13 protein-coding genes are annotated in these 16891 nt (G+C 74.6%); 5 read left to right on the forward strand and 8 right to left on the reverse strand.

Annotated elements, in window-relative coordinates; genetic code table 11:
• From ACIGXP_RS08020 to ACIGXP_RS08035, 4 genes are all read right to left on the reverse strand, one after another.
• Nucleotides 1-2190, reverse strand: a complete 2190-nt coding sequence (locus ACIGXP_RS08020; RefSeq protein ID WP_399765374.1) for a xanthine dehydrogenase family protein molybdopterin-binding subunit — start codon at nt 2188-2190, stop codon at nt 1-3.
• Nucleotides 2191-2227: 37 nt separating this feature from the next.
• Nucleotides 2228-3223 carry an FAD binding domain-containing protein gene (locus tag ACIGXP_RS08025; RefSeq protein ID WP_399765377.1) on the reverse strand — a complete coding sequence of 332 codons (996 nt, stop codon included), beginning with the start codon at nt 3221-3223 and terminating at the stop codon, nt 2228-2230.
• Entirely contained in the window at nt 3220-3759 is a 540-nt protein-coding gene (locus ACIGXP_RS08030; RefSeq protein WP_399765379.1) for a (2Fe-2S)-binding protein, read from the reverse strand. The genes ACIGXP_RS08025 and ACIGXP_RS08030 overlap by 4 nt, the downstream gene beginning before the upstream one ends.
• Before the next feature lie 87 nt (nt 3760-3846).
• Entirely contained in the window at nt 3847-5712 is a 1866-nt protein-coding gene (locus ACIGXP_RS08035) for an ABC transporter ATP-binding protein (RefSeq protein ID WP_399766143.1), read from the reverse strand.
• A 96-nt stretch (nt 5713-5808) separates the two neighbouring features.
• On the opposite strand from ACIGXP_RS08035, the gene ACIGXP_RS08040 reads away from it, so the two are divergent.
• A complete protein-coding gene (locus ACIGXP_RS08040; protein ID WP_399765383.1) occupies nt 5809-6783 on the forward strand; it encodes a YbhN family protein in 975 nt (324 codons plus the stop codon).
• Here ACIGXP_RS08040 and ACIGXP_RS08045 read toward each other — a convergent pair.
• A complete protein-coding gene (locus ACIGXP_RS08045) occupies nt 6713-7762 on the reverse strand; it encodes a GlxA family transcriptional regulator (protein WP_399765386.1) in 1050 nt (349 codons plus the stop codon). The two genes, ACIGXP_RS08040 and ACIGXP_RS08045, sit on opposite strands and share 71 nt — an antisense overlap.
• 155 nt (nt 7763-7917) lie before the next feature.
• On the opposite strand from ACIGXP_RS08045, the gene ACIGXP_RS08050 reads away from it, so the two are divergent.
• Both ACIGXP_RS08050 and ACIGXP_RS08055 read left to right on the forward strand, forming a co-directional pair.
• Nucleotides 7918-8859 carry an NADP-dependent oxidoreductase gene (locus ACIGXP_RS08050; protein WP_399765389.1) on the forward strand — a complete coding sequence of 314 codons (942 nt, stop codon included), beginning with the start codon at nt 7918-7920 and terminating at the stop codon, nt 8857-8859.
• A gap of 88 nt (nt 8860-8947) precedes the next feature.
• On the forward strand, nt 8948-9712 hold the full coding sequence (locus tag ACIGXP_RS08055; RefSeq protein ID WP_399765392.1) for a crotonase/enoyl-CoA hydratase family protein: 765 nt from the start codon (nt 8948-8950) through the stop codon (nt 9710-9712).
• A gap of 244 nt (nt 9713-9956) precedes the next feature.
• On the opposite strand, the gene ACIGXP_RS08060 is transcribed toward ACIGXP_RS08055, so the two are convergent.
• Genes ACIGXP_RS08060 through ACIGXP_RS08070 form a run of 3 tightly spaced genes read right to left on the reverse strand, consistent with a single transcriptional unit; the run spans nt 9957 to nt 14025 of the window.
• The gene (locus ACIGXP_RS08060) at nt 9957-11201 is read right to left on the reverse strand and encodes an NAD(P)/FAD-dependent oxidoreductase (protein ID WP_399765396.1); all 1245 of its coding nucleotides are present in this window, start codon (nt 11199-11201) and stop codon (nt 9957-9959) included.
• Nucleotides 11198-12598: an FAD-dependent oxidoreductase gene (locus ACIGXP_RS08065; RefSeq protein ID WP_399765398.1), complete on the reverse strand. Its 1401-nt coding sequence runs from the start codon at nt 12596-12598 to the stop codon at nt 11198-11200. The genes ACIGXP_RS08060 and ACIGXP_RS08065 overlap by 4 nt, the downstream gene beginning before the upstream one ends.
• Entirely contained in the window at nt 12595-14025 is a 1431-nt protein-coding gene (locus tag ACIGXP_RS08070; protein WP_399765402.1) for an FGGY family carbohydrate kinase, read from the reverse strand. The genes ACIGXP_RS08065 and ACIGXP_RS08070 overlap by 4 nt, the downstream gene beginning before the upstream one ends.
• A gap of 223 nt (nt 14026-14248) precedes the next feature.
• Between ACIGXP_RS08070 and ACIGXP_RS08075 the strand changes: the two genes are divergently transcribed.
• Both ACIGXP_RS08075 and ACIGXP_RS08080 read left to right on the forward strand, forming a co-directional pair.
• Nucleotides 14249-15235 (forward strand): hypothetical protein, encoded by a 987-nt coding sequence (locus ACIGXP_RS08075; RefSeq protein ID WP_399765405.1) that lies wholly within the window; start codon nt 14249-14251, stop codon nt 15233-15235.
• Between the two features lie 102 nt (nt 15236-15337).
• Entirely contained in the window at nt 15338-16870 is a 1533-nt protein-coding gene (locus ACIGXP_RS08080; RefSeq protein WP_399765408.1) for an amino acid permease, read from the forward strand.
• The last annotated feature ends 21 nt before the right edge of the window (nt 16871-16891 follow it).

Genomic DNA, 16891 nt, shown 5'->3' on the forward strand with positions numbered 1-16891 from the left:
TCACCCCCCGGCGAGCAGGCCGGTGAGGATCCGGTCGGGGGTGAGGGGCAGGTGGCGGAAGCGGACGCCGGTGGCGTGGTGGACGGCGTTGCCGATGGCGGCGGCGGTGCCGACGATGCCGATCTCGCCGATGCCCTTGCTGCCCATGGGGTTGAGGTGCGGGTCGTCCTCGTCGATCCAGTCGGCCTCGATGTCGGGGACGTCGGCGTGCGCGGGCACGTGGTAGGAGGCGAGGTCGGCCTCGGCGAAGTCGCCGAAGGCCCGGTCCATCGTGCTGCCCTCGGTGAGGGCCATGCCCAGGCCCATGGTCATGCCCCCGGTGAACTGGGAGCGCGCGGTGCGGGCGTTGAGGATCCGACCGGCGGCGAAGATCCCCAGCAGCCGCCGTACCCGGGTCTCGCCGGTGACGGTGTCGACGGCGGCCTCGGCGAAGTGGGCGCCGAAGGCGTGCCGGGCGTAGGGGCTGTCGGCGTCGGCCTGCCCGGCGGTGTCGGCACGGGTCTCGATGCCGTCGGCGGGCAGCGGTCCGGTGTGCGCGGCCAGCCGGGAGGCCAGTTCGGCACACGCGTCGTGCACGGCCCAGCCCCAGGAGGCGGTGCCCATGGAGCCGCCGGCGAGCCAGGCGGACGGCAGGTCGCTGCGCCCGATCTCGGTGCGGACCCGGTCGAGGGGCACGCCGAGGGCGTCGGCGGCGATCTGGGCGAGGACGGTACGGGCCCCGGTGCCGATGTCGGTCGCGTTGATCCGGACGGCGAAGGTGCCGTCGGGCAGGGCCCGGGCGGTCGCGGTGGCCGGGACGGCGGCGGCCGGGTAGGTGGCCGCGGCCACGCCGGTGCCGATGAGCAGCGGGCCCTCGCGGCGGACACCCGGACGTGGGTCGCGCCCCTCCCAGCCGAAGCGGCGGGCGCCTTCCCGCAGGCACTCCACGAGGTGCCGGCTGCTGAACGGTTGGCCGCTGCCGGGCTCACGCTCGGGCTCGTTGCGGACGCGCAGCTCCACCGGGTCCATGCCGAGCGCGTCGGCGAGTTCGTCCATGGCCGACTCCAGGGCGTACATGCCGGGTGCCTCGCCGGGTGCCCGCATCCAGGAGGGGCTCGGCACGTCGAGCGGGACCACCCGGTGGGCGCTGAGCAGCGCCGGGGCGTCGTACATGACGCGGGAAGGCACCGCGGCCTGCTCCACGAACTCCCTCACCCGCGAGGTGTGGGTGGTGACCTCGTGCAGCACGGCGGTGAGCCGGCCGTCCGCGTGCGCGCCGAGCCGCAGCCGCTGCTCGGTGGGGGCGCGGTGGCCGACGGTACTGGGCAGATGGCGGCGGGGCCAGGCGAGAGTGACGGGCCGGCCGGTGTGCCGGGCGGCCATCGCGGCGAGGACGACGTCGGGGCGCGGGGTGCCCTTGGAGCCGAAGCCGCCGCCGACGTGCTCGCAGACGACCGTGACCCGGTCCTCGGGCAGCCCGAACAGCTGGGCGAGGACCTCCCGCACGGTCGTACCGCCCTGGCTGGAGGTGTACACGGTGAGCCGGTCCCCGTCCCAGTGAGCGGTACTGGTGTGCGGCTCCATGGGGTGATTGTGCAGCGGCGGCACCCGGTAGACGGTGTCGACGCGGACGTCGGCGGCGGCGAAGGCGGCCTTCGGATCGCCGTGCACGACGCGGCCCGGGAAGCCGGCGTTGGTCTCCTCGGGTTCATAGGCGTCCCGGTGGCCGGGGTCGAGGACGACGTCGTGGGGTCGGGCCGCGCAGGTGACGCGCACGGCCCGGGCGGCGGCGCGGGCCGCCTCGGGGGTCTCGGCGACGGCCAGGGCCACGCACCAGCCCCGGTGCGGCACGTCCGGGCCCTGCAGCACGGCGAGCGTGGCGTCCTCGGGCTCGGCGAGCCGGGGTACGTCGTCGGGGGTGAGGACGGCGAGGACGCCGGGCAGGGCGAGGGCGGCCGAGGTGTCGACGGCGGTGACCCGGCCGCGCGCGACCGGAGCGGGCACGGGCCAGGCGTGGGCGCGGCCGGGCAGGGGATACTCGCCGGCGTAGCGGGCGGTGCCGGCGACCTTCTGCCGTCCTTCCCGGCGCTCGACCGGGGCGCCCAGGGCGGTGCCGGGGCCCGCACTCCGGTCCGGCCGGCGCTCGCCCACCGCCCCGGTGTGCCGTGTGTCCCGGGGCTCTGTGGGGGTGCCCGGGGAGTTGCCGGTCATGGGTTCCTCCTGCTCTGCTCGCTCCTCCCGCGCCGGCTCAGGCCGGGGCGGGGGCCGGGGCGAGACGGTTCAGGACGTCCAGGGCGAGGTTGTGGGCGAGGGACACCTTGAAGGCGTTGTCCCGCAGCGGCTCCGCGTGCGCGAGTTCCAGGTCGACCGCGCCTTCGAAGGCGGCGGGGGTGGCGGGGGCCCCCAGCAGGGCCAGCTCCGTGTGCCGGGCCCGCCAGGGAATGTGGGCCAGTCCGCCGAAGGCGACCCCGATCTGGTCGACGACGCCGTCGGCGACCCGCAGGACGACGGCCACGGAGGCGAGCGCGAAGGCGTACGACGCCCGGTCGCGGGCCTTGCGGTAGGCGGACGGGACGCCGGCGGTCGCGGCCGGGAGCAGCACGCCGGTGATCAGTTCGCCGGGGCGGATCCAGGTGTCCCGCTCGGGATGCTCCCCCGGCAGCCGGTGGAAGCCGGCCGCCGGAAGGCGCCGGGTGCCGTCGGTGCCGTGCAGCTCCACCTGGGCGTCGAGCGCGGCGAGGGCGACGGCCATGTCGGACGGGTGGGTGGCGATGCAGTGCGGGGAGTGGCCGAGGACCGCGTGGTCGCGGTGGACGCCGTCCCGGGCGCCGCAGCCGCTGCCCGGCTCGCGTTTGTTGCAGGGCTTGTCCAGGTCCTGGAAGTAGGGGCAGCGGGTGCGCTGCAGCAGGTTGCCGCCGGTGGTGGCGGCGTTGCGCAGCTGTCCGGAGGCGCCGGCGAGCAGCGCCTGGGACAGCGCCGGGTAGCGGTCGCGGACGCGCGGGTCGGCGGCCAGGTCGCTGTTGCGGACGGTGGCGCCGACGCGCAGCGAACCGTCGGGCAGCTCCTCGATCGTGTCCAGCGGCAGCCGGCCCACGTCGATGAGGACGGCGGGGCGTTCCACGCCGAGTTTCATCAGGTCGACCAGGTTGGTGCCGCCGGCCAGATAGCGGGCGCCGGGGTGGGCGGCGTACGCCTCGACCGCCTCCTGGACGCTGCGGGGCCTGAGATATCCGAAGCCGTTCACCGGATCACGTCCTCGACCGCCTCGACGATACGGGGATAGGCCCCGCACCGGCACAGGTTGCCGCTCATGCGCTCGCGGATCTCGGACCGGTCCAGCGGGACGGGACTGCCGGAGGGGGCCGCGGGGTCGGTGACGTGGGAGGGGTGGCCGGCCGCGGCCTCGGCGAGCATGCCGACGGCGGAGCAGATCTGTCCGGGCGTGCAGTAGCCGCACTGGAAGGCGTCGCGGTCCAGGAAGGCCCGCTGCAGCGGGTGCGGCTCCTCACCGTCCCCGCCGAGGCCCTCCACGGTGGTGATCTCGCTGCCGTCGAGGGCGACCGCGAGCAGCAGACAGCTGTTCAGGCGGCGGCCGTCGACCAGCACGGTGCAGGCACCGCACTGGCCGTGGTCGCAGCCCTTCTTCGACCCGGTGAGGCCGAGATCCTCCCGGAGCAGGTCCAGCAGGGTTCGCCGGTGGTCGATGTGCAGGGTGTGGGGTTTTCCATTGACCCGGAGGGTGATCTCCGAGTCAGGAGCCAAGTCGTTTGCACTGGTCATGGCAGGGTGGCCTTCCGGACGGGCCCTGATGCCGTGCACACCGCGTATCCACGCGACGGCGCCTCACACGTGGGGAGGCGGACCCGCTCACACCGACGGCACCTCGGCGAACTGCGTCCGGTACAGCTCCGCATACCGCCCCTGCGCCGCCAGAAGCGCTTCGTGCGTGCCGCGCTCCACGATCCGGCCGGACTCCACGACCAGGATCTGGTCGGCGGCCCGCACCGTGGACAGCCGGTGGGCGATCACTACGGCGGTACGCCCCTCCAGGGCCTCGGTGAGCGCTTCCTGGACGGCCGCCTCGGAGGTGTTGTCCAGGTGAGCGGTGGCCTCGTCCAGGATGACCACGCGCTGCCGGGCCAGCAGCAGCCGGGCGATGGTCATCCGCTGGCGTTCGCCGCCGGAGAGCCGGTAGCCGCGCTCGCCGACCACCGTGTCCAGTCCGTCGGGCAGGGACCGCACGACCTCGGCGAGCCGGGCGCGGCCCAGCGCGTCCCACAGGTCCTCGTCGGTGGCGTCCGGGCGGGCCAGCAGCAGGTTGGCGCGGACGGTGTCGTGGAAGAGGTGGCCGTCCTGGGTGACCATGCCGAGCGTGCCGCGCAGGGATGCGGCCGTCAGGTCGCGGACGTCGACGCCGCCGATGCGGACGGCGCCCGCGTTCACGTCGTACAGGCGCGGCAGCAGCTGGGCGATGGTGGACTTGCCGGCGCCGGAGGAGCCGACGAGGGCGACGGTCTCGCCGGGTTCGGCGCGGAAGGAGATGCCGTGCAGGACTTCGGCTCCGCCACGGCTGTCGAGGGTGGCGACCTCCTCCAGGGAGGCCAGGGAGACCTGGTCGGCGGACGGGTAGGCGAAGCGGACGTCGTCGAACTCGACGGCGACGGGGCCCTCGGGGACCTCGACGGCGTCCGGCTTCTCCTCGATGAGCGGCGTGAGGTCCAGCACCTCGAAGACACGCTCGAAGCTGACGAGCGCGCTCATCACCTCGACCCGGGCTCCGGCCAGCGCGGTCAGCGGGGCGTAGAGGCGGGTGAGCAGGAGAGCCAGCGAGACGACCGCCCCTGCCTGCAGGGTGCCGTGCAGCGCGAACCAGCCGCCGAGGCCGTAGACGAGGGCCAGTGCGAGGGCGGAGACCAGGGTGAGGGAGGTGATGAACACCGACTGGGCCGTGGCCGTGCGCACCCCGATGTCCCGCACCCGCGCGGCGCGGGCCGCGAACTCCGCCGACTCCTCCTCGGGGCGGCCGAACAGCTTGACCAGGGTGGCGCCGGGGGCGGAGAAGCGCTCGGTCATCCGGGTGCCCATGGCCGCGTTCAGCGCCGCGGCCTCCCGTTGCAGGCGTGCCATCCGGGTGCCCATACGGCGGGCGGGCAGCACGAACACCGGCAGCAGCACCAGCGCGAGCAGGGTGATCTGCCAGGACAGGGTGAGCATCACCGCGAGGGTGAGCAGCAGGGTGACCAGGTTGCTGACCACGCCGGACAGGGTGTTGGCGAACGCCCGCTGGGCGCCGATCACGTCGTTGTTGAGACGGCTGACCAGCGCTCCCGTACGTGTCCGTGTGAAGAACGCGACGGGCATGCGCTGCACATGATCGAACACAGCCGTTCTGAGGTCGAGGATGAGCCCCTCGCCGAGCATCGCCGACAGGCGGCGCCCGAGGATGCCGAGCCCCGCCTCCGCGAGGGCGACCAGCGCGATGAGCAGGGACAGCCGGACCACCGTGCCGGAGTCGTGCCCCGCCACGATCGCGTCGACGACGCGGCCGGCGAGCACGGGGGTGGCCACGGCGAGCAGGGCCGTCACCACCCCGAGCAGCACGAAGCGGACGATGCCCGCGCGGTGCGGGCGGGCGAAGGCGGCGATGCGGCGCAGCGTGGCGCGGGCGAACGGACGGCGTTCCGACTGCGCGTTCATCACGCTGTGCAGCTGCGTCCAGGCGGTCGTCTCCATGCTCATGAGAGAGAACGTAGAACCTCAACCTTCGTTGAGGTCAATGTTCCTGCTGCTTCACCCCCCGTTGGGGTGGCGCGGAGAACCTCTGCGGATGTGACTGCCGTCCCGTTTTCCCCACGGCCCCGGGGACGACTCCCCCGTCGCGTCCCGGTCCGCCGGGTGCTGTGCCTGTTGCCGCTCGCGCTCGTCGCCGTGGTCACCGTACGGAACCGCGCCCTGCTCGCCGAGGGTTTCGGCCAGCTGCGCACCGCCTCCTGGCCGTGGCTGCTCGCGGCGGCCGGCACCACCTGTCTGACCTGGGTGGCCGCCGCGGTCACCCGTCAGGGTGCGGTGCTGCAGCCGCTGCCGAAGGGACGGCTGCTGGCCACCCAGTTCGCGGCGGCCTCGGCCAACCACCTGCTGCCCACCGGACTGGGCGCGGGCGCGGTGAACCTGCGCTTCATGACCGTGTGCGGGGTGCCGCTCGCCCGCTCCTCGGCCGCGCTCGCCCTGTACCTGCTGGCCGAGTCCGTGGGCCGGGTCGGTCTGCTGTCCGCGCTGCTGCTCGCCTTCCCCGACGCGCTGCGGCTCGGGCCCCTGCTGCCGGACGGTTCGGCGCTTCCGCTGCTGCTGGGCGCGGCCGGTCTGGCGGCGGTGGCAGCGGCCGTCGTGGCCCTGGTACGACCGTTGCGCACGCGTGTGCACGCCTTCGTGCGGGACGCCCTCGGCGAGGCGCGGTCGGTGCACAGCCGGCCGGCCCGCGCCCTGGCCCTGTGGGGCGGCTCGCTGGCCTTCCCCGCCCTGCAGGCGGCCGGCCTCGCCGCGGTCGGGCAGGCGCTGCGGCTTCCGGTGCCGCCCGCGCACATGGCGCTCGCCTACCTCGCGGCGACCGTGGCGGTGGCGCTGGTACCCACTCCCGGCGGCCTGGGTTCGGTCGAGGCGGCGCTGATCGTGGCGCTGGTCGCGGTGGGCGGCCCGGCCGCGGTGGCCACGGCGGTGGTCCTCGCCTACCGCGTCATCACCGTGTGGGTGCCGTTGCTGCCGGGGGCGTTGACGCTGGGGGCGTTGGTACGGCTGAAGGTGATCTGAAGCTCGCGCCGGCACCGGCGAGGGCCGGGCGGAAGGTCCGGCGGTACGCCTGGGGCGTCACCCCGAGGGCGGCGTGCAGGTGCTGCCGGAGGGAGACACCGGTGCCGAGTCCGGCGCGCTCGGCGACGACGTCGACGGGCCAGTCGGTGGTCTCCAGCAGGTGCCGGGCCAGGTCGACGCGCTGACGGACGAGCCACCGGCCGGGGCTGGTGCCGACCTCCTCGCGGAAGCGGCGGGTGAAGGTCCGCACGCTGACGTTGGCGTGCGCGGCCATGTCGGCCAGGGTGACGGGTTCGGCGAGGCGTTCCACGACCCAGGCGCGGGTGCGGGCGGTGCCGGGGGCCTCGGGGTCGGGCACCGGGCGCCGGATGTACTGGGCCTGGCCGCCGTCACGCCAGGGCGGCACGACGCAGAGACGGGCGACGTCGTTGGCGATACCGCTGCCGTGGTCGCGGCGGACGATGTGCAGGCACAGGTCGATGCCGGCGGCGACCCCGGCGGAGGTCAGGATGTCGCCGTCGTCGACGAAGAGGACGTCGGGGTCGATCCGCGCGGTGGTGCACATGCGCTGGAGGCGCTCGGCCTCGCGCCAGTGCGTCGTCGCGGGGCGGCCGTCGAGCAGTCCGGCGGCGGCCAGCACATAGGCGCCGGTGCAGATCGCCACCATCCGGGTGCCGGGCCGGACGGCCGCCAGGGCCTCGCGCAGGCGGTCCGGGAGGCGGCCCTCCTCGCGGATGGGGCCGAGCGCATGGGAGGGCGGTACGACGACGGTGTCCACGGTGGCCAGCAGGGAGGCGTCGTGGGAGACGCTGAGCCGGTAGTCGGCCTCGGTGCGGACGGGGCCGCCCTCCACGCTGCAGGTGGTCACGGAGTAGAGCCGGTTGCCCTCGGCGTCGAACGCGGCGCCGAAGATCCGCCCGGGGATGCCGAGTTCGAAGGGCAGGACGCCATCCAGGGCGAGGACGCCGACACGATGCATGGCCCGATCCTTTCATTCCCTGGCCAACGGGCCACTACTGGGCGGCTGTCCGCCCGGGGAGTCTGAGGGCGTGCCCGGTGAGAACCGGCACGAACCCTGGCAATCCACCGGCGAAAGAGCACTTCATCATGGGCCGCACCACTCTTCCCACGACCATGCGCGCAGTCTCCCAGGACCGCGCCGGAGCACCGGACGTCCTCAAGGTCGTCGAGGTGCCCCGGCCGGTGCCCGGCCGGGGCGAGATCCTGGTGCGGGTGCGCGCGGCGGGCGTCAACCCGGCCGACTGGAAGACCCGCGAGCGCGGGGTGTTCGCGGACGGCTCCGGAATGCCGTTCACGCTCGGCTTCGACGTCGCCGGGGTGGTCGAGGCGGTCGGTGCCGGGGTGACCCTGTTCGGGTCCGGTGACGAGGTGTTCGGGATGCCGCGTTTCCCGCACCCGGCGGGCGCCTACGCCGAGTACGTCACCGCTCCGGCCCGGCACTTCGCGCCCCGTCCACAGGGCCTCACGGCGGTCGAGGCCGGTGCCCTGCCGCTGGCCGCGCTGACCGCGTGGCAGGCGCTGGTGGACACCGCGGACGTCCGGCCCGGTCAGCGGGTCCTGGTGCACGCGGCAGCCGGCGGGGTCGGCCATCTGGCGGTGCAGATCGCCAAGGCCCGCGGCGCGTATGTGATCGGCACGGCCCGTGCCGCCAAGCATGAACTGCTGCGCTCGCTGGGCGCCGACGAGGTGATCGACTACCGCGCCCAGGACTTCGCCGAGACCGTCCGCGACGTCGACGTCGTCCTGGACTCCCTCGGCGGCCCGCACTGCGTCCGGTCGCTGCGCACCCTCCGGCCGGGCGGCACGCTGGTCGCGCTGCTGCCGCCCGACGGCACCTTCCCCGTCGAGGAGGCCGAAGCGGCCGGGGTCCGGGCGGTGTTCATGCTGGTCGAACCCGACCACGCGGGTCTGCGCGGCATCGCGTCCCTGGTGGAGCAGGGATGCCTGCGCGTGCTCGTGGACCAGGTCTTTCCCCTTGAAGAGGCCGCGCGGGCGCACGCTCTGGGCGAGACCGGTCGCACCACCGGAAAGATCGTCCTCTCGGTCGGTCCCTGACCGGCCGCGCTGCTGAGAGGCTGATCGCCGGTCACTCGTACCCCGGTGCCCGGCGGGGACTCCGGGGGCAGGAGAAGGAGGTCCCGTCATGCCGGTCCGTGTCGAGCGCGACGAGCACGTCACCACGGTCGTGCTGTCCCGCCCCGAGGTGCGCAACGCCGTGGACGGCCCCACGGCCACCGAACTCACGGCCGCCTTCCGGGAGTTCGAGGCGGACGGCAACGCCCGGGTGGCGGTACTGTGGGGGGAGGGCGGCACGTTCTGCGCGGGCGCCGATCTCAAGGCGATCGGGACCGAGCGCGGCAACCGGGTGGCCGAGGACGGCGACGGGCCGATGGGACCGACCCGGATGCGGCTGTCGAAGCCGGTGATCGCGGCGATCGCCGGGCACGCGGTCGCGGGCGGCCTGGAGCTCGCCCTGTGGTGCGATCTGCGGGTCGCCGAGGAGGACGCCGTGTTCGGGGTGTTCTGCCGTCGCTGGGGCGTGCCGCTGATCGACGGCGGCACGGTACGACTGCCCCGGCTGATCGGCGCCGGCCGTGCCATGGACCTGATCCTGACCGGCCGCCCGGTCCCGGCGCGCGAGGCGCACGCGATCGGTCTCGCCGACCGTGTGGTGGCTACCGGCACCGCCCGCGCCGCGGCGGAGGCGCTGGCGGCGGACATCGCCCGCTTCCCGCAGGCCTGTCTGCGCAGCGACCGTGCGTCGGCCCTCGACCAGGAGGGGCTGGACGAGGAGACTGCGCTGCGCACCGAACTCCGGCACGGCATGAGCGTGTTGGCCCGGAGCGCGGACGGTGCCGCCCGATTCGCGTCCGGGGCCGGACGGCACGGCTCCTTCACGGACCTGTGAACCACCGCTCGCTCGGCCTCCGTTGCCCCGCCCCACGCTGCCGGGTCGCCAGGTTCGGGTCCGGCGAGCACCCGCACCGGCCGCTGCCGCCGGCCGGTCGAGGAGGCGTGCAGCCGGCCGGGGGGTCCCCGGCGGGTCGTAGGCGTGCGTCGGGGACGACCGGTCGACGGTGTCCAGCCCCGACAGGGTGTGCGTGTCGTTCACGCTGCGCACGGCCGCACCCGGCGCCGACAACGGCTCCGCCTCAGCCGACCCCCACCCGCACCGGGCTGCCCTCGGGGTCGACGCGGTCGTGCCAGCGGGCGGTGAGGGTGAGGGTGCGGTGCGGCGGGGCGGTTCCGGGGCCGAGCCGCTCGCGGTGCAGGAGGCGGCCGTCCTGGCGGACGTACAGGACGGCACGGTGCAGCGGGGCGTCCGTGCGCAGCAGGTGCGGGCCGGTGGGCGGAGCCGTCGGGGCGATGCGGTTCGGGGCGATCCAGCGCAGCGGCGCCTCGACGACGAGCGGGACACCGTGGTCGGGCCAGGGGCCGCCCGCCAGGAAGTCCAGCACGGCTTCGGCCGCCCGGCCGCCCTCGCGGGCGGCGGTGCCGGCCGGTTCGGCGGCGTGCAGGACATTGCCCGCGGCGAAGACACCGGGGCGGGAGGTGTGCAGGCGGGCACCGACGGCGGGTCCGCGGGTGCCGGGGTCCAGGGCGAGGCCGCCACGCCGGGCGAGTTCGTGGTCGGGGACGAAGTCGCCGGTGAACACGACGGTGTCACAGGGCAGGACGGTCGTACGGCCGTCGCGGTGGCGGACGCGGACACCGGACAGGCGCCCCCTGCCGAGGAGTTCGGTGACCGTGGTGTCCGTCAGCAGCGGGACCAGGTGGCGCAGCCGGGCCGACCGGACACGGGCGGGGCCGGTCCGGGCGCGCGGGTGTTCCGTGACCAGGGCGACGACCTCCGCGCCGGCCGCGCGCACGGTGTCGGCCGCCCGGTAGGAGACGTCGTCGGCGCCGACCACGACCGCCCGGGTGCCGATGCGCTGCCCGAACAGGTGGACAGCCTGTTGGAGTTCGCCGGTGGTGTAGACACCGGCGGGGCGGGTGCCGGGCACCAGCCGGGCGGCGCGCGGGCGTTCCCGGGCGCCGGTGGCCAGGACGACAGCCCGCGCCTCGACGGTCCGCAGGCCCTCGGCGCCCACGGTGCTGAGCACCGTGCCCGACCGCGCCGCCATGTCCCAGTCCAGGACCGTCACCCCGGTCCGGATCACGGCGCCCGCGTACTCGGCCGCCTCGGCGAGCCGGCGTGCGTACCGGGGGCCGGTCAGCGGGTGCGTGAGGGTGCCGAAACCGCCGTGCGCGCAGTACCGGGGGACTCCCCCGGCCTGTGCCTCCCGCTCCAGCACCTCGACCCGTCCGGCACCGGCGGCGGCCAGTCGCGCCGCGGCGGCGAGTCCGGCAGGGCCGGCGCCGGCCACGAGGACGTCGATGCGGCGCACGGTCGTCATGCCCGGCCCCCTTCGAACAGGTCCCGTACCGCCGGCCCGCAGTAGAACCCCTGGCAGCGGCCCGCGCGGGCGCGGGTGCGGCGGCGCAGGCCCTCCAGGGTGCGGGGCGGGATCGTGGCGGCGAGGGCGTCGCGGATCTCTCCCCGGGAGACGCGCTCGCAGTGGCAGACGAGGATGCCGTACGCGGGATCGGCGGCGATGAGGCCGGACCGCTGGTAGGGGCGCGGGAAGGCCTCGCCGAGACTGGGCATGGTCAGCGGTTCCGGCTCGCGCACGGGCCCGAGGTCGAGCCCGGTGCCGGCCAGCAGGCCGGTGACATGGGCGGCGATGGCCATCGACGCGGTCAGGCCGGTGGAGCGGATGCCGCCGACGGTGACGTATCCCTGCTCGGGGTGAGCGGCGATCCGGTAGTCCTCCTGCCCCGTGGCCGCGCGCAGCCCGGCGTAGACCGCGGTGACCTCCTCGTCGAGCAGGTCGGGCAGGATACGGCGGCCCTTGTCCAGCAGCCCGGCCACGCCCTCGGCGGTGGAGCCGGTGGCCCGCTTGTCGTCGAGGTCCTCGGCGGTGGGGCCGAGCAGCACGTTGCCGTGGACGGTGGGCGCCACCAGGACACCCTTGCCGAGCGCGGTCGGGACGGGCAGGAGGATGTGCCGGACGAGCGGGCGGGCGAACCTGTCGTACACCAGGAGCTGGCCGCGGCGCGGGGTGACGGTGAAGTCCTCGTGGCCGAGCAGCCGGTCGACGGTGTCGGCGTGCAGCCCTGCCGCGTTGACGAGCCGGCGGGCGCGCAGGGTGCCGCGGGAGGTGGTCAGGTGGTGACCGTCCTCCCACGTCGCCTGCCGGACCGCGGTGTTCAGGAACAGGTCCACTCCGGCACGGACCGCCTGGGTGGCGTACGCCAGGGTCGTCGTCCAGGGGCAGATGATGCTTTCCCCCGGCACGTGCAGGGCGCCGAGCGCTCCGGGGCCGAGGCGGGGTTCACGGGCGTACAGCTCGTCGGGGCCCAGCAGGGACGTCTCGCGGTAGTCGTTGCGTCCGGCCTTCTCGGCCAGCCGGGGTAGGGCGGCCAGCTGTTCCTCGTCCCAGGCGACCAGCAGGGCGCCGACGCGTTCGACGGGGATGCCGGTGTCGGCGGCGTAGGCGCCCAGCCGGTCGTAGCCCTCACGGACCAGCCGGGCCTCCAGGGTCCCGGGCGTCGCGTCGAAACCGGTGTGCAGGATCGCCGTGTTCGCCTTGGACGTGCCCTGTCCGACATCGTCCTGGGCCTCGACCAGGGCGACGCTCAGCCGGGGCCGACGGGCGAGTTCGCGGGCGAGGGCGCAGCCGACGACTCCGGCGCCGACGATCACGACGTCGTACGTCCGACTCGGCAGCGCGCCTTCCCAGGTGACGGTCATGAGCGCAGCAGGGCGGCCACGGCGGTGCGGAAGCGGGCGCGGTGCGCGGCGGCCCGGTCGGCGGTGATGCGGGGTTCGTACACGGCGGCGGGCTTCCAGTCGGGCAGTGCCTGTTCGACGGCCAGGGTACGGTCCGCGCCGAGGCGGGCGAGGGCGGCCGCGCCGAGTGCGGTCACGTCGGGCAGCGCGGACACCTCGACGGGGCGTTGCAGCAGGTCGGCCTGGGTCTGCATGAGCAGGGCCGAGCGGGTCAGACCGCCGTCGACGCGGAGCGTGTCCAGCGGGGCGCCGAGGTCGGCGGCGGCCGCGTCGGCGAGTTCGGCGACCTGGGCGGCGATGCCTTCGCACAGGGCGCGCACCAGGTGGCCGGGGCCGGTGTCGAGGCCGAGTCCGGTGAGCGAGCCGCGCAGGTCGCCGCGCCACCAGGGGGCGGCGAGTCCGGCGAGGGCGGGGACGAAGGTGACGCCGCCGCTGTCGGGGACGCTGCCGCCCACGGGGTCGAGGTCGGCGGCGGAGGAGATGACGCCGAGGTCGCACAGCCAGCGGACGGCGGAGGCCGCGGTGTAGACCTGGCCGTCGAGGCAGTAGCCGGTGGTTCCGGCGAGCTGCCAGGCCACGCAGCTGACCAGGCCGGAGCTGCCGCGCCGGGGGCGGTCGCCGGTGTGCGCGAGCAGGAACGCGCCGGTGCCGTAGGTGCATTTGGCGGCGCCGGGCGCGGTGACGCGCTGGGCGAGCAGGGCGGCCTGCTGGTCGACGGCCAGTCCGGTGAGCGGGATCTCACGGCCGAACGCCGTGGTCGTGCCGATGTGCCGGGCGTTGTCGGTCACCTGCGGAAGCCGTTCGTCCGCCAGGCCGTACACCTCCAGCGCCCTCGGCGACCACCGCGCGGTGTCCAGGTCGAGGAGCTGGGTGCGGCCGGCGGTCGCGGCGTCGGTCGCATACGCCCCGGTGAGGCGGTGGACCAGCCAGGCGTCGGAGGTGGTGACCACGCCCTCGCGGGTGAGGTGGCGGCGGATCCAGGCCATCTTGGGCGCGGCGAAGTACGGGTCGAGGGGCAGGCCGGTCAGCTGCCGCAACTCCTCGGCGCACGGCGCGAGTTCGGCGCACACGGTCTCGGCACGCCGGTCCTGCCACACCAGCGCGTCGGTGAGCGGGCGGCCGTCGGCCGGGTCCCAGGCGAGGACGGTCTCTCCCTGGTTGGCGAGACCCAGGGCCACGACGTCCTCGCCGGCCTCGGCGAGCGCCCGCCGCCCGGCGTCGACCACGGAGTCGTACAGCTCGGCCGGGTCCACCTCGACCCGGCCGCCGGGCAGATACCGGGGGCGGACCTCGGCGAACCCGGTGCCCAGGACACCGCGTTCCGGGCAGACCACCAGGGCCTTGGTGCCGGACGTGCCCTGGTCGACGGCGAGCACCGGCTCCGTCATCACGCCTTCTTCCGCTCTCCCCCGAAGATCACATCGCGTCAGCCTGCCGTTGCACCGCGTCCGCGTCAAGCTCCTGCGGGCCTTCAACTTGCCCGGAAAAATGGTTGAGTTGACAACAATGGCAAGGCGGAACCCACCCCTCTATAGTGACCGCCGACCAGCGAACCACCTCTCCGTCCCCCCTCAGAGGAGGGCTGTTGCCGCGCCACCCCGGGACCGGCTGATGGCCAGAGAAGGCCCCCGTCCCTCCTACGACCCCGCCGGCCCCGACCACGCCCTGCGCGCCGCGCTCCAGGACCTGCGCACCGGTCGCTGGATGGCCATGCGCGCGCTGCTCGCGGACACCGCGCACGGCCGGCAGTGGACCCAGCGCACCCAGGTCCTCGCGGCGGCCGCCGCCGGCACCGACGTGGTGCGCGCCTGGCTCGCGGAGGAGCCGGACAGCGTGCACGCCGCGGTGATGCACGCGCGGGTCGGCGTGGAACGGGCGCTGCGGGCCCAGCGGGAGAAGCACCGCCGCACCCATGAGCTCTGGATCGAGGCCTGGGACGCCGCCCAGTCCGCCACCCGGATCGCCCCGCGGGACCCGGTGCCCTGGGTCTGCCTGCTGGCACTGGCGCAGCTGGATCCGGAGCAGCAGTGGGCGGAGCACCGGGTGGCCGCGCCCGAACCGGTGCTGCCGCCGGGCCCCTGGGGGCTGCTGGCCGAAGCGGGCCGGCGGGACCCGTACAACCGCGAGGCCCACCACCGGATGCTGCAGTTCCTGTACGCGCGGGGCGGCTCGGGCCGGCTCGCGGAGGCCGCCGGCTACGCGCAGTGGGCCGCCGCCCAGGCCCCGCCCGGCTCCGCACTGCATGTGCTGCCGCTGTACGTCCGTGTCGAGCGCTACCGGCGCGACAGCGGTCACGACGCGGCGCTCGACCTGCACTGGGTGGCGGAGGACGCGGCCCGCGAGGCGGGGCGCGCCCTGCGGTCCTGGTTCGAGCACACGGACGGTGCCGAGCGCTCCCTGCCGGACCTCAACCACCTGGCCCACGCCCTGTGGGGCTCGCTGCAGTTCCCCGACGCCGCACGGGTGTTCGACGCCATCGGCCCGTACTTCACACCGCCCCCGTGGATGTACCGCACCCCCGACCGCGCCCGTGCCGTGGAGGTCTTCATCCAGGCCCGGGAGCGCTGCCGGGCGGCGGTGGACGGCTCCCGTCCGTGAAGGCTCCCTGAACGCCCCCGAAGCCCCGGTTTGACCCTCACGACCCCTGAAAGGCCCTGAACGCGTTCGGCCCGCAAGCCCGTCGACCCCGGAGGTCCCCGCATGTCCCCCACCCCCGATCCCGCGCCCTCCCCGGGCCTGCCGCAGCAGGACGAGGAGCAGCGGCTGCGCGAACTCGGCTACCGGCCGGTGCTGGCCCGCCGTATGGGCGGCTTCGGCAACTTCGCGATCAGCTTCTCGGTGATCTCGATCCTGTCCGGCTGCATGACCCTGTACGGCTTCGGCCTGAACACCGGCGGCCCCGCCGTGATGCTGTGGGGCTGGGCGGGCGTCGGCCTGTTCGTGCTGTGCGTCGGCCTGGCGCTCGCCGAGGTCACCAGCGCCTATCCGACCTCGGGCGCCCTGTACTACATGGCCGACCGGCTCGGCGGCCGGCGCTGGGGCTGGTACACCGGCTGGCTGAACCTGCTCGGTCTGCTCGGTGCGATCGCCGGTATCGACTACGGCGCCGCGCTGTTCGCCGGCGCGTTCGCGAACCTGCAGTGGGGCTTCACCCCCACGCCCGGCAGCACCATGCTGATCTTCTGCGCGATCCTGCTGCTGCACGCGGTGCTGAACCTGTTCGGCGTGCGCCTGGTCAGCGTGCTCAACTCGGTCAGTGTGTGGTGGCACCTGGCGGGCGTCGCGCTCATCGTCGGCGCGCTCGCGATCGTCCCCGACCACCACCGGTCGGCGTCCTTCGTGTTCACGAAGTTCGTCAACGAGACCGGCTGGCACAACCCGCTGTACGTGGCGGCGATCGGCCTACTGCTCGCGCAGTACACCTTCTCCGGCTACGACGCCTCCGCCCATCTGTCGGAGGAGACCTCACAGGCCTCGGTGTCCGCGGCACGCGGCATCGTGCGGTCCATCTGGGCGTCCTGGATCGCCGGGTTCGTGCTGCTCGCCGGTCTGACCTTCGCCATCCAGGACTACGACGCCACGCGGACCACCGCAACGGGTGTGCCGCCCGCGCAGATTCTGCTCGACGGCCTCGGCACCGACGGCGCGAGCGCCCTGCTGCTGGTCGTGATCACCGCCCAGCTGTTCTGCGGCAACGCCGAGGTCGCCGCGGCCAGCCGGATGGTGTTCGCGTTCAGCCGGGACGGCGCGCTGCCCGGCTCGCACCTGTGGCGCACGGTGAGCTCACGCACCCAGACGCCGGTCGCCGCCGTGTGGTTGTCGGTGATCGTCGCCGGTGTCCTCGCCCTGCCGTCGCTGTACTCGGCGACGGCGTACAACGCGGTGACGGCCATCAACGTCATCGGCATCACCCCTGCCTACGCCATCCCCGTGCTGCTGCGGCTGCGCGCGGGCGACCGGTTCCGGCCGGGGCCGTGGCAACTGGGCCGCTGGAGCAGGCCGATCGGCTGGGTCGCGGTGATCTGGGTGGCCTGCGTGACCGTGCTGTTCTGCCTGCCGCAGGCCTCGCCGGTCACCGTGGACACGATGAACTACGCCTCCGTGGCGCTCGCCGTCGTCCTGGTCCTGGCGACCGTCTGGTGGTACGTCGCCCGCCGGTCCTACGGCACCCCGAGCGCAGCCGCGTACGGCAGCGACCGCGACCAGGCCGAACTCGCGGAAGGCATCATCTGAGCCACGCGTCCGAAGAGCACC

It is taken from the genome of Streptomyces sp. NPDC053069 (genome assembly GCF_044546895.1).
Lineage (GTDB): Bacteria > Actinomycetota > Actinomycetes > Streptomycetales > Streptomycetaceae > Streptomyces.

Coding starts and splice junctions, on each gene's coding strand:
- ACIGXP_RS08080 (WP_399765408.1), top strand. CDS start 15,338: ATGTCCCCCACCCCCGATCCCGCGCCCTCCCCGGGCCTGCCGCAGCAG.
- ACIGXP_RS08055 (WP_399765392.1), top strand. CDS start 8,948: ATGCCGGTCCGTGTCGAGCGCGACGAGCACGTCACCACGGTCGTGCTG.
- ACIGXP_RS08075 (WP_399765405.1), top strand. CDS start 14,249: ATGGCCAGAGAAGGCCCCCGTCCCTCCTACGACCCCGCCGGCCCCGAC.
- ACIGXP_RS08020 (WP_399765374.1), bottom strand. CDS start 2,190: ATGACCGGCAACTCCCCGGGCACCCCCACAGAGCCCCGGGACACACGG.
- ACIGXP_RS08050 (WP_399765389.1), top strand. CDS start 7,918: ATGCGCGCAGTCTCCCAGGACCGCGCCGGAGCACCGGACGTCCTCAAG.
- ACIGXP_RS08060 (WP_399765396.1), bottom strand. CDS start 11,201: ATGACGACCGTGCGCCGCATCGACGTCCTCGTGGCCGGCGCCGGCCCT.
- ACIGXP_RS08035 (WP_399766143.1), bottom strand. CDS start 5,712: ATGGAGACGACCGCCTGGACGCAGCTGCACAGCGTGATGAACGCGCAG.
- ACIGXP_RS08030 (WP_399765379.1), bottom strand. CDS start 3,759: ATGACCAGTGCAAACGACTTGGCTCCTGACTCGGAGATCACCCTCCGG.
- ACIGXP_RS08045 (WP_399765386.1), bottom strand. CDS start 7,762: ATGCATCGTGTCGGCGTCCTCGCCCTGGATGGCGTCCTGCCCTTCGAA.
- ACIGXP_RS08070 (WP_399765402.1), bottom strand. CDS start 14,025: ATGACGGAGCCGGTGCTCGCCGTCGACCAGGGCACGTCCGGCACCAAG.
- ACIGXP_RS08065 (WP_399765398.1), bottom strand. CDS start 12,598: ATGACCGTCACCTGGGAAGGCGCGCTGCCGAGTCGGACGTACGACGTC.